Annotated in this window: 13 protein-coding genes; 4 read left to right on the top strand and 9 right to left on the bottom strand. The window is 44.8% G+C overall.

Going from position 1 to position 11,541, the window contains the following annotated elements; all coding sequences use genetic code 11:
• A partial coding sequence (locus NTW12_10905; GenBank protein ID MCX5846845.1) for a PAS domain S-box protein occupies nt 1-1,371 on the bottom strand: 1,371 nt, incomplete at its 3' end.
• A gap of 27 nt (nt 1,372-1,398) precedes the next feature.
• Complete coding sequence (locus tag NTW12_10900; GenBank protein ID MCX5846844.1) at nt 1,399-2,607, bottom strand: CaiB/BaiF CoA-transferase family protein; 1,209 nt, start codon at nt 2,605-2,607, stop codon at nt 1,399-1,401.
• Between the two features lie 544 nt (nt 2,608-3,151).
• Between NTW12_10900 and NTW12_10895 the strand changes: the two genes are divergently transcribed.
• The 4 genes from NTW12_10895 (at nt 3,152) to NTW12_10880 (ending at nt 4,884) form a co-directional block, all read left to right on the top strand.
• Nucleotides 3,152-3,319 (top strand): hypothetical protein, encoded by a 168-nt coding sequence (locus tag NTW12_10895; protein MCX5846843.1) that lies wholly within the window; start codon nt 3,152-3,154, stop codon nt 3,317-3,319.
• Between the two features lie 73 nt (nt 3,320-3,392).
• Nucleotides 3,393-3,692 (top strand): hypothetical protein, encoded by a 300-nt coding sequence (locus tag NTW12_10890; protein MCX5846842.1) that lies wholly within the window; start codon nt 3,393-3,395, stop codon nt 3,690-3,692.
• An 18-nt stretch (nt 3,693-3,710) separates the two neighbouring features.
• A complete protein-coding gene (locus NTW12_10885; protein ID MCX5846841.1) occupies nt 3,711-4,373 on the top strand; it encodes a ribonuclease Z in 663 nt (220 codons plus the stop codon).
• A 121-nt stretch (nt 4,374-4,494) separates the two neighbouring features.
• Entirely contained in the window at nt 4,495-4,884 is a 390-nt protein-coding gene (locus NTW12_10880) for a response regulator (protein ID MCX5846840.1), read from the top strand.
• A 106-nt stretch (nt 4,885-4,990) separates the two neighbouring features.
• On the opposite strand, the gene NTW12_10875 is transcribed toward NTW12_10880, so the two are convergent.
• The 7 genes from NTW12_10875 to NTW12_10845 form a co-directional block, all read right to left on the bottom strand.
• Nucleotides 4,991-5,779, bottom strand: a complete 789-nt coding sequence (locus NTW12_10875) for an OmpA family protein (GenBank protein ID MCX5846839.1) — start codon at nt 5,777-5,779, stop codon at nt 4,991-4,993.
• 52 nt (nt 5,780-5,831) lie between these two features.
• A complete protein-coding gene (gene motA, locus NTW12_10870; GenBank protein ID MCX5846838.1) occupies nt 5,832-6,692 on the bottom strand; it encodes a flagellar motor stator protein MotA in 861 nt (286 codons plus the stop codon).
• 14 nt (nt 6,693-6,706) lie between these two features.
• The gene (locus NTW12_10865; GenBank protein ID MCX5846837.1) at nt 6,707-7,246 is read right to left on the bottom strand and encodes a PilZ domain-containing protein; all 540 of its coding nucleotides are present in this window, start codon (nt 7,244-7,246) and stop codon (nt 6,707-6,709) included.
• A 77-nt stretch (nt 7,247-7,323) separates the two neighbouring features.
• Nucleotides 7,324-7,791 carry a chemotaxis protein CheX gene (locus tag NTW12_10860; protein ID MCX5846836.1) on the bottom strand — a complete coding sequence of 156 codons (468 nt, stop codon included), beginning with the start codon at nt 7,789-7,791 and terminating at the stop codon, nt 7,324-7,326.
• 19 nt (nt 7,792-7,810) lie between these two features.
• Nucleotides 7,811-8,197, bottom strand: coding sequence for a response regulator (locus NTW12_10855; GenBank protein MCX5846835.1), 387 nt, complete (start codon nt 8,195-8,197; stop codon nt 7,811-7,813).
• A gap of 49 nt (nt 8,198-8,246) precedes the next feature.
• On the bottom strand, nt 8,247-10,454 hold the full coding sequence (locus tag NTW12_10850; GenBank protein MCX5846834.1) for a chemotaxis protein CheA: 2,208 nt from the start codon (nt 10,452-10,454) through the stop codon (nt 8,247-8,249).
• Between the two features lie 3 nt (nt 10,455-10,457).
• The gene (locus NTW12_10845) at nt 10,458-11,492 is read right to left on the bottom strand and encodes a chemotaxis response regulator protein-glutamate methylesterase (GenBank protein MCX5846833.1); all 1,035 of its coding nucleotides are present in this window, start codon (nt 11,490-11,492) and stop codon (nt 10,458-10,460) included.
• Between the last annotated feature and the right edge of the window lie 49 nt (nt 11,493-11,541).

Here is an 11,541-nt window from a genome sequence, read left to right as displayed (position 1 = left end):
AACCCCTGTCATTTCCTCTATAGCGCGATTCCAGGCAATAACCCTTCCCTGCCGGTCAATCGCGAGCGTCGCATCCGGCAGAAAATCAATAATATCCGCTAACCGTCTCTCCGACTCCCGCAGCGCCTCTTCCGCCTGCTTGCGCTCGGTAATGTCTTTGGATACTACCGTTACGGCCGTTGTTCTCCCATCAGAATCCTTAACGGGACTCAATGTCCGTAGAAAATATCTGCCGTCTCTTGCACTCTTATGTTCATGCTGGACGGATTGGCCCGTTTTGAAAATACGTTTTACAGTTTCTTCAAACACTCTCGAATCATCATCGGGATGGAACTCCCTGTAGAATTTCCCTTTCATGTCTTCTAATGGTATCCCAAGCCTTGACAGATATCCTTCATTCATGAACAGATACCTGCAATCTCTGTCAATGAGATACATCAGGTCAACAGTGAATGCGAGGGAGCGGTATTTTTCCTCCGATTCTTGCAGCATCTTTTCCGCCTGCTTGCGCTCGGTAATGTCGCGGATCGACTCAATGGCGCCCACGATGTCCCCTTTGCTGTCATAAAGGAAAGTTGCCTTTGCCCAGAGAAAGGCCGTCTTCCACTTTAAAAAAGGAACCCACGTCTCCACAATAAGAATATCCTTCTGCTTCTCGAGGATAGAATAATAACTCTGTTCAATTTTTTGATCCGGTTTCAGTACTAAATCGAGCAAGATGGGTCTTCGTACACCATAGAACGGCAGGGCATATTCATAGTCTCCTTTTCCCAGCATTTCGGAAGCCTTAACCCCTGTCATTTCCTCTATGGCACGATTCCAGGCAATAACCTTTCCCTCCCGGTCAATCGCAAGCGTCGCATCCGGCAGGAAATCAATAATATCCGCTAACCGTCTCTCCGACTCCCGCAGCGCCTCCTCCGCCTGCTTTCGCTCGGTGACATCTATGGCATTACCGAGGATAGCCGGCTTACCATCGTATTGGATAGGAGAAACTATTTGAATTATCAGCCTGATCCGACCCTGTTTGGTTACCATCCTGAATTCGTAAGGTGTAGAGGTTCTCCCCTGCAGCATCTCACGGGCTTTCTCGTTAACCATTTCCTTATCGTCCGGATGAACGATGATATCGGAATCCCGGCCTATGAGCTCTTCCGCAGTATAACCGGCATAAGCAATTGCACTGGTGTTAATATAGCGGAATTTTCCATCCTGCACGATGAATGCGGCAGCAAAGGATTTTTCCGTCAGGCTTCTAAAAAGCTGCTCATTCTCACGCAGCTTTTCTTCCGCCTCTCTGCGCTCTCTGGATATGTTCTCAGAACTTGATGTCGATCGAAGCGACTTCTTGCCGGTTAATTTTTCAGACATTTAAAATGCTCCATTCTGGAAATTCAATTATCCCACATTTCCTTCCCGCCGAAACGTATCTATCTCCTCATCGCCGTAGCCCAGCCCTTTTAAAATCGCATCTGTATGCTCTCCATGCATAGGGGCCAAACTTCTCACCCGGCCTGGGGTTTCCGAAAGCTTGGGAAGGATGCCGATCTGTCTGACACTCCCCAGCGTCGGGTGTTCAACCTCAATTACCATCTTGCGATGCACAATCTGCGGGTCGGTAAAAACCTCATCTGTCGAGTACACCTTGCCCACGGGAATATCCTTCCCGGCGAGAGTGTCGAACCATTCATCCCTCGTCTTCGTGAGAAAGGTCTGTTCCAGGAAGGTCCGTATCTCATCATGCTTTTCATCAGGCGGACGGTAAGTCATCTCCATATCCCACTTGTACGCCTTGAATTCCTCTTTGCCCAGCACGTCGCAGAGATTGTCCCAGAAATGCGGCTCCAGGCATCCGATGCTGAGATATCCCCCGTCTTTCGTCTTATAAACCCCGTAGTACGGGTAGGCGCCGTGAGCCCAGGATTCCCCTCTTTTCAGCATCGTTCCATCCATGAAATAGCGATGAGTAAACCATGTCATAAGATGAACAGCCCCCTCCAAATAAGTATGGTCAATGTACTGCCCTTCCCCCGTTTTGTTTCTCGCCAGGATTGCGAGGAGGATTCCAATAGCTCCATAGAGAGAAACACCGGCAAAATCTGCAATTAAATTCAAAGGAATCATCGGCGGACCCTCCCTTGTTCCCAGGAGACCCAGGACGCCGGCGATAGAGATGTAATTGATATCATGTCCCGACAGGAGACGGTAAGGGCCGTCCTGCCCGTATCCGCTGAGTGAGCAGTAGATGATCCTTGGATTGATTTTTCTGATGGTCTCGTAATCGACGCCGAGCCTGTCTACTACACCGGGTCTGTAGCCTTCGATGACGACATCAGCTTCCTTCGCCATTCGGTAAAAAATTTGCTGACCGGCCTCCGAACGGAGATTGAGACCAATGCACTTCTTATTCCGGTTGAGTGCGAAATAAGCCGCTTCTTTTCTCTTATCCTCCCCCTTCGGTGAATATCCCATTTCTCCCAGCGGAAAGGGTTTGGCAGGCTCAACCTTGATGACCTCGGCTCCGAAATCCGCAATGATCATCGTACAAAGGGCGCCGGGAACATAGTTTGAAAGATCCAACACCCTGATACCTTCTAAAGCCAACATGACTCCCCTCCTTCTCATGGCATTTTTGACAGCCGGTTGTCCCTACAAAAGTCTCCTTTGCAGTACCTTTGCAGTACCTGGAATTATGGTTCTGAGCGCAAAAAAATAGATTGTATTGATACTATTTGAGTCTGATGGTTTTCCATTACCGATTCAGACAACAGGTCGATTTGTCTCATCTGTAGTGAAATGCTTTTTTTTCATACCACAGAACTAAGAATGATTCTATAAAAATGAAAGCGTCTTACCTCTCTACAAGCGAAAAATTATATTTCATACATTGGATACTGAACCAAACCTTTTCTTGACCGGAATTGCATCCCACAAGTATTGTCTTAAAATAACACCGGATTATCATTGACAACCATCTATCACTTTTCTATACTTAACTTTATTAATAATGGTAAAGTATGTATAAGGAACTTCTGAGATTCAGAAAATTATATGACACAAGAGGTGTTGAGAAACTGAACATCCTTAAACTAAAAAAGTTATCATCCTCCATATGATGAAACCTTAATATAAACCATGAAACACACTAAAGATGAATCGCAAGGAACAATGTAAAGACAGACATTTCAGGATTGATTGGCAAGGATATAACACTGATGACCCCGGGAGGCGCGAGGAGAGGGTTGATGTATCTCCTGCCGGCACTGAGGGAATCTTTATTGACGTGGAATCTCCTGAATTCGACGGTGAAAAGAGATAAATAAATCCATACCATTTGTTTCTCAATACCACAAAAATCTACATATTTTGGGGTATTTTTTGGGGATACGCACATGTTTGAAGAAACTGCACGACAATGGATTCGCGAAATGTTCCAGGAAGGTAAATTACAAGGAAACGACCAGGAATTCCTGAGACAGCTTACCAAAGATTATGCACGCCGACTTGAAGAAATTTTCTGCCATGAGGTTAAAAATAATTTGGAAAAATATGGTAAAGCAGAAGAATTTGAAAGAATGCTGCTCTATGACAGTCAGTATATCAATAAGTATTTGAACCAGACTATTCCCGGTTACCCCGGTTTTCAGAAAAATATATTCGACAAAGCAAAAAAAAAGATCCTGGGGGCTTGAAAGGTTGGGAATGGACGCATGAGAGTGATCTTCCTAGGTACAAACGGCTGGTATGATACTGACACCGGAAATACCATTTGCATTCTCATAAGAACAAAGGATTATGAGATTATCCTTGATGCCGGAAACGGACTTTATAAAATTGACCAGTATATCCCTGAAGGAATTAAGAAGCCCGTCTACTTATTCCTCAGCCATTTTCATTTAGATCACATTGTGGGCTTACACACCCTGATGAAATTCAATTTCTCCCATGGTCTGACCATCTGCGGTCCTGCCGGAACAAGAGATATTCTGGGAATATTTATCAATAAACCTTTCACGGCACCCTTCTCACAACTCCCCTATGCAGTAATTATATATGAGTTGCCGGAAGAGCATATCAAGCTTCCGTTCAGAGTTGAATCCAGGCCGCTCCTTCATCCTTCACTAACTTTAGGATACAGGATTGAAATAGAAGATACGGTAATCAGTTACTGCCCCGATACCGGTTACTGTGATAATGCTCCTCTTCTGGCAAGATCGGCAGATCTCCTGATCGCCGAATGCGCATATAAAAGTGGTCAGTTTTCTGAAAACTGGCCCCATCTGAACCCGGAAACTGCTGCAAGAATCGCCGGAGAAGCTGATGCAAAACGTCTGGCTCTCGTTCATTTCGACGCAAAACGTATAAAACCATAGCGGAAAGGAAAGAATCAGAGAGGATAGCCCAGAAAATATTTAAGAATGCATTTATAACAACCGATACTATGGAAATAGAACTATAATAACTCCGGCATACTGAGGATCAAGGAGAACTTTGATGGGTGGAAAAATACTGGTAGTCGATGACGAAGTATCGATTCGGGATTTATTGAAAGATACTTTCAGTAATGCAGGCTACGATGTCCGACTGGCAGACGGAGCTGAACAGGCCTTTGATATTCTGAAGGAAGAAGACATCAAGGTAATATTTCTGGATCTTAAGCTCTTCGGCATGAACGGTATAGAATTATGCAAGCAAATCAAAAAAAATAACCCCATCACCATTATCTTCGCAATGACAGGCTGGGCGGCATTATACGAAATCGAAGAATGTCGGGAGGCAGGATTCGATGACTTTTTCAAAAAACCGGCAAAGACCGATATACTTTTGAAGGCGGTTGATGATGCATTTGAAAAGCTCGATCGCTGGCGGAAGCGCTATCATTGATGATCTTAAAAAAAGTCGCAAAACGGATTAAAGGCGTACGGTTTCGTATAAAGCTACAGTTTATCGGCGCAGTATATCGATCACCCCTGTAAAACCTGTCCTGCCCTTATTTATTTAAAGTCTGTATGGTATTTGTATATTGAACCGGCTGCAGGATGATACTTATCCTTCTGTTTCGAGGATCATTCGGATAGAGTTTGATGAGCAGTTCATTATCCGCATATCCAATTACTTTTGCAATCCTGTCCGGTGTTATTCCATCGTTTTCCAGAACACGCCTTGCCGCTGAAGCCCTGGCGGTAGAGAGCTCCCAGTTCGTCGTTTCACCTCCTTTGTAAGGAAGGGCATCGGTATGCCCCTCAACAATAATTCTATTTGGTGTATCTTTTATCGTCTCAGATACCAGCGACAATATTTCCAAGGCTTTTTCAGTGGGATTTGCACTGCCCAAAAGAAACATTTGACTTCCCTCGTTATCAACAATCTGTATTCTCACTGTCCCTTCACGAACATCAACGAGAACCTGATCTTTCAATGTCTTCAGGTTTGCTTCCACCGCTGCCTTAATCTTTCCCTTCAATTTCTCGGGAGACATCCCTTGCATTCTTCCCGGTGCAATACCGCGCACGCTACCAATACCCTTTTGATCAAGAATTCCCAACCCTCCCTTGGTAACCTTTTCTCCTTCTTCCTTAAAGATGCTGAATTCTTTGAAGTATTGAGATAATGCGATTCTTTTTTCAGGAGAAACCATCGACAACAACCACAGCAGCAGAAAAAATGCCATCATGGCCGTAACAAAGTCCGCATAGGCGACTTTCCACGACCCACCGTGGTGTTCCGCATGTTTCTTTATCTTTTTGATAACAATGATAGGTCTTAATCTCTCAGCCATGATAATCCCGCAAAATGTCGATCTTGATAAAACCAGACGGCTTCGTCAGCCATTATTTTCTTACCTTCCGTACAGCGTCTTCAACCTCTACAAAGGAAGGTCTTTGTTTTGCCGGAATCGCCCTTCTGCCGAATTCAATTGCAACCATGGGCGCTGCATTATTGCTGACAAATGATTTGAGGGCAATTTTCAGGACATTCAAATACTGGAGTTCTTCCTGGGCAATAAATTCCAGGTTTTTTGCCATAGGTCCCACATAACCATAGCACATGAGAACACCAAGGAATGTGCCGACCAGCGCCGCCCCAATACTGTGTCCTAAAACCTCGGGGGGCTCACCTATTTTCCCCATGGTCAAGACAACCCCCAATACGGCGGCCACAATACCTAATCCTGGTAAGGCATCTGCTGTAGTCGTTAGGCTCTTTGCAGGTATCAAAGCATCCTCATGATGTTCTTCCAGCTCTGTTTCCATTAATGATTCAAGCTCATGCGGCTCGATCGTTGTCGTTATGACCATTCTCAGTGTATCCGTAATAAAGGTAATGGCATGGTGGTTTTTAAGGATTTTCGGATAATTCTTAAAAATCGAGCTTTCTTTTGGATCATCAACATCGCCTTCTATTGACACGAGTCCCTGTTTTCTGATCTTGTAAAATATCTCGCTCAATAACATCAGAATGTCCAGGTAATCATTTTTTACATAAGGCTTGTTGGTAAATACCTTTGCAACACTACCTATTGTTGACTTAACTACCTTAATGGGCGATGCAATCAGAAAAGCCCCGGTAGCCGCACCAAAGATAATAACAATCTCGGCAGGCTGGAACAGAACAGCGAGATTGCCATGCTCCATGAGATAGCCGGCAGCAATGGCGACTGTAACAACGATGAATCCTATTATAGCTATCATATATTAATGTAAATTCATCCTCTTTTCGCACTGAGGAGTTCCCTCTGTCTTTGAAAAACAAACTTTATGATCTCATCTCTTATATCATCACTCATTTGAGTATACTTGACGGACGTCTTGAAGCTATCGCCGTCCTGCTCAGAATTGACCACATCTCCATATACACAAAGAGTCACATGCGGATACATGTAAAGTAAAATCTTTATTTCAAGGATATCTCCTTTATTGTACTTTTTTTTGGACTCGAAACCCATCCCGCTGCCGCTTATCGTAACCATTTGAAAGATTAAAGAGCTGAAGCCCTCACGTTCAACTGAGAGGGAATTGATAATGGAATCAAGTTTTGCGTTTAACATATTAAACCATTGCGCCAGGAGTTTGTCATCAAGGTCGGGCGGTTGAGCAAAATCACTTAATACTGCCCCTCCGGAAATTCGAGATATGTGAACTTCGCGTTCTTCAGGTGGAATAAGACGAACCTCTAAGGGAAGATATGCCGTTACTCTTGCATATTCCCTCGCATCTTGATACTTCTTATCATTAGTGTAATCCATGCTCTAATCCCGATCAAGACCTGATTAATCCTCAAATAGCAGTAAAAGCGGTTCTCCCTGCCGAATAAAAAAATTCATCACTGGGGATCGCCCATACAGACGTCCACCACGAAAGAACCTCCTTCCATTTCAAAAGGAATAACGACACTGGGACCACCCATCACATGCATAATTGAGTGTTCCTTACCGGAAACGACGGTCGGAATGGAGGCAGCTAGACTATACCCCATCGCTTCTATTCTTTTCCTTGCCGCACCGGATACCATATTCGTGATTTCCCCAACAGCATCCCTGATGTCGCCGTTGATTGATGTGATTTCCTCACCCAGCATGTTTGATACTATTTTAAGTATACTGCCCGTACTGAAACTCAAAGCAAGCGAACCCCTTATCGTTCCCGTAATGCCGATAATCCCGGAAACATCACCCTTGGCTAAATTGTTTTTTTTAAGATACGGCTTGCCGGGCTTGGGATTTACAAAGGCCATCGTTGTTAATACCTCAACGGTCCCCCCTAAAAAGGGATTTATAAATTTTACGTCCATGACTCTTCACCTTTCAAAATCAGTTGACATTCTTCATGATCTTATCGATTTTTTCACCAAGGACTTCATGCGTAAATGGCTTCACGATATAATCGCTGACCCCGGCTTTAACCGCTTCCACGACATTTTCCTTAAGGGATTCTGCTGTAACCATAAGAAAAGGTGTTTTGCTTAATTCAGCATCCGCCCTGACCGACCTTAAAAGTTCAATTCCCGTCATATTGGGCATATTCCAGTCAGAGATAACAAAATCCACTTTCGTCGTCTTTAATATATTCAGGGCCACCACGCCGTCCTCGGCCTCGGTAACATTTTCAAAACCGGACTGTTTCAAAAGGTTTCTGATAACCTTTCTCATTGTTGCAAAGTCATCGACTACCAGGATTTTGATTTTTTTAACATCCATAATGCTCCCTCCCGTTTATGATCAATTTACTCTTTTTTTCATCTAAACCTTACATCTCGCTCAATTCGAATAAACCTTCCGTATCCAGTATCAGTCCTATGTTTCCATCTCCCAGGATCGCGCCGCCGGAAACCCCTTTTACATGCCTTAAACTTTCACTGAGACCTTTGATAACAACCTCTTCCTGACCGATGATCTCATCTACCAACAGGCACTTGGATTTGTTCTCACCTTCTACAACTACAACTGTTGCTTCCCAGGGATTCCGGCAATCAGGTTCTATTTCAAATAAGTCATGCAGCCGAACCAGAGGCAGCAGTTTACCCATGACATTTACAACCTCGCCCCGACCGATGACACTGTTGTATGCTTCTTTTGCGGGACGTAGCAGTCTCCTGATTGTGGCAGTTGGAACGATGTATTTTTCACGTCCCACCCTTACAATCATTCCGTCTATAATGGCAAGCGTCAGAGGAAAGCTCGTCACGAACGTCGTTCCTGTCCCATAATGACTGTTGATCTCTATTTTTCCTCTTAACTTATCTACCGCTTGCTTTACTACATCCATGCCAACTCCCCGGCCGGAAACATCCGTTACCTTATCAGCTGTTGAAAGCCCGGGCAGTAAGATGAAGCGGTATATATCCTGATCTGAAAAACCTGTTGCAGAATCAATAATTCCGTTAGCAAGGGCCTTCTTGAGTATCTTTTCTTTATTTAATCCCTTCCCGTCATCGGATATCTCGATCATGATGTTACCGCCCTTATGGTAAGCTTTCAGTTGAATCGTACCTGTTTCCCTCTTGCCCGCTTTTATCCGCTCCTCCGGAGGTTCGATGCCATGATCCACCGCATTTCTGATCAGATGGACAAGGGGATTATAAATCTCCTCCGTCATATTCCTGTCTATTTCCGTATCCTCACCAACAGTAAACACATTGACCGATTTTCCGGCAGATTTTGAAAGATCTCTCACCAAACGCGACATCCTCTGAAAAGTCTGCTTTATAGGAATCATCCTCAAACTCATGGACGTCCTCTGCAACTCGGATGTAATACTGACCAGTTGGGAAATATCTCTAAAGAATTTTCTTTCCTTGTTCGACTGAACAATAGGACTCTGCCTGATCATCGACTGGGTAATGACCAACTCCCCGACCATGTCGATCAGATCATCCAGCTTCCTCGTATCCACTCTTATTGAAGTCGTATCAACTACCTGGCTCGTCTGTTTTCTCAGTGCTTGAGATACCTGTTTTGGAGTCACTTTCCCCTCAGCTATCAATGCTTCACCGATCCTCTTCTCAGGTGGTGTTTTCGCAACTTCGAGCACTTCCTCCAAAGTATCTTCAGAAATGAGACCATCTTCTACCAGAATTTCCCCGATCTTCTTCAGTTCTGGTTTTTCATTAGTCCCCTCTTGAACGCTTTTTATTCGTTTCTCCAATGCCGGGATATCGATTTCAAGTGGTGTAACTGTCTTTCCTTCCAGTCGATCTCTGTGCCGCCCGATCATTGCCTTCAATGCATCAGCCCCATCAAGGATAACATCGATAACATGGGGCGTCACAGAAAGTTCATTGTTTCTTACCTTGTCAAGGAGATTCTCCAGGTGATGGGCAAGATCACGGATATTTTCCAGATTGAGGAAGCTTGCCACACCTTTGATGGAATGAAATGGCCTAAAGATGGTATTTACATAATCCTTGTTCTCCGGGTCCTGTTCCAGATACAAGATATTCATTTCAATTTCGTTAATATATTCAAGCCCCTCAATGATAAAATCCCTCAATAACGACTCGTCCTGAACTTCAACTTCTTTTTCCGATCCGGCACTTACTTTACTATCCGGCTCCTGACATATTTCGACCGTACTCTGCGTAAATTCAATCACCGGTGGGGCTTCGCCCGTCAGGTGGCAAACAGACTCCATGAAGCCGTTGATATCGCCCTGATAACCACCAGTTTTAGCATAACTCTGTTCAATTTCCTGCATCATGGTTATACCTTTTTCGAAGGTGGTAAAAACGGCCCCGGCATCTTTGATTTCATCGAGAATCTTCTTTTCTAAAAGCAAACTCAACCCCTTAGCCACACACATCAATGGGTCTATCTTCAGGACCTCTGTACCTTTGATAATAGCATCAAGCTGATTGAGCAAGTTTCCGGCCGTCGGGATATCGATATCCCGATCGTCCAAAAACAAAAATTTCGAAGCAATTTCATCTATTAATCTCATCAATTGATCATGTGACATTGTTTACACCACCCTTAGTATTTCTTGGGCAACCTGCCCCAATGGCACCACCTTATCCGCGGCACCAAGTTTAATTGCCTCTTTCGGCATACCGAAGACTACACAGGTTTTTTCATCCTGTGCGATTGTCTTCGCACCTGCCTGTTTCATTTCTAAAAGTCCTTCCGCACCGTCAGCCCCCATACCGGTCAGGATCACTCCGATTGAATTCGGCCCCGCATACTTTGCCGTTGACTTAAACAGAATATCGACTGATGGACGCTGATGGTGAACTCTCGGACCATCCTTGACCTCAACATAATATCGCGCTCCGCTTCTCCTCAAAAGCATGTGGTAATTGCCCGGGGCAACCAAGACTGTGCCCGTTGTCACAGAATCATTGTCCCCGGCTTCTTTAACCGATACCTGGCAGAGGCTGTTCAGCCTCTCGGCAAACGCCGTCGTAAAATGCGCCGGCATGTGCTGCACAACAATGATGCCCGGTGAATTGGGAGGCATCCTGGTCAGGACATCTTTAAGCGCCTCTGTTCCACCCGTTGATGCACCGATGGCGATAACCTTGTGAGTCGTCTCGGCGAGCGCTCTTATCGGTTCAGGCTTTCCGGTATCTGTCGTGTCTTCATATCGCCGCGATATATTGGCTGTCGCTGCAACCCTGATCTTCTCCGCCAGCATATCACTCATATCACCTACGGAATAAGAGCCGCCCGGTTTGGCAATCACATCCACAGCGCCAATCTCCATCGCCTCTAAAGCCAATTTACTCCCTTTTAGTGTAAGCGAACTCACGATGATCACCGGTAATGGGTAGTGCTTCATTAATTTCTTAAGAAAGGTCAACCCGTCCATTCTCGGCATCTCGATATCCAGTGTTATAACCTCCGGTTGCAGCTTCAGAATTTTATCTCTGGCTACAAAGGGGTCGGGGGCCGTTCCCACAACCTCTATGTCGGGGAATTTGGAAAGCTCTTCGGATAGTATTTTCCGAACAACGGCGGAATCATCAACAATAAGTATTTTTATTTTTTGTTTTGTCATCACTCCTCATCCAAAGAGGGAGACCAATCACCTTTGCGAATTTTGTTAC

The organism is Deltaproteobacteria bacterium, from assembly GCA_026388545.1.
GTDB lineage: Bacteria > Desulfobacterota > Syntrophia > Syntrophales > UBA2185 > JAPLJS01.
Note: the sequence above shows the minus strand (reverse complement) of the source record. Positions and strands in the feature narration are given on the sequence as shown.

Excerpts from the sequence above, each read along its gene's own strand:
- NTW12_10875 (MCX5846839.1), bottom strand. The coding sequence starts at position 5,779 with ATGGCTGAGAGATTAAGACCTATCATTGTTATCAAAAAGATAAAGAAA.
- NTW12_10890 (MCX5846842.1), top strand. The coding sequence starts at position 3,393 with ATGTTTGAAGAAACTGCACGACAATGGATTCGCGAAATGTTCCAGGAA.
- motA (MCX5846838.1), bottom strand. The coding sequence starts at position 6,692 with ATGATAGCTATAATAGGATTCATCGTTGTTACAGTCGCCATTGCTGCC.
- NTW12_10885 (MCX5846841.1), top strand. The coding sequence starts at position 3,711 with ATGAGAGTGATCTTCCTAGGTACAAACGGCTGGTATGATACTGACACC.
- NTW12_10845 (MCX5846833.1), bottom strand. The coding sequence starts at position 11,492 with ATGACAAAACAAAAAATAAAAATACTTATTGTTGATGATTCCGCCGTT.
- NTW12_10900 (MCX5846844.1), bottom strand. The coding sequence starts at position 2,607 with ATGTTGGCTTTAGAAGGTATCAGGGTGTTGGATCTTTCAAACTATGTT.
- NTW12_10880 (MCX5846840.1), top strand. The coding sequence starts at position 4,495 with ATGGGTGGAAAAATACTGGTAGTCGATGACGAAGTATCGATTCGGGAT.
- NTW12_10855 (MCX5846835.1), bottom strand. The coding sequence starts at position 8,197 with ATGGATGTTAAAAAAATCAAAATCCTGGTAGTCGATGACTTTGCAACA.
- NTW12_10895 (MCX5846843.1), top strand. The coding sequence starts at position 3,152 with ATGAATCGCAAGGAACAATGTAAAGACAGACATTTCAGGATTGATTGG.
- NTW12_10850 (MCX5846834.1), bottom strand. The coding sequence starts at position 10,454 with ATGTCACATGATCAATTGATGAGATTAATAGATGAAATTGCTTCGAAA.
- NTW12_10865 (MCX5846837.1), bottom strand. The coding sequence starts at position 7,246 with ATGGATTACACTAATGATAAGAAGTATCAAGATGCGAGGGAATATGCA.
- NTW12_10860 (MCX5846836.1), bottom strand. The coding sequence starts at position 7,791 with ATGGACGTAAAATTTATAAATCCCTTTTTAGGGGGGACCGTTGAGGTA.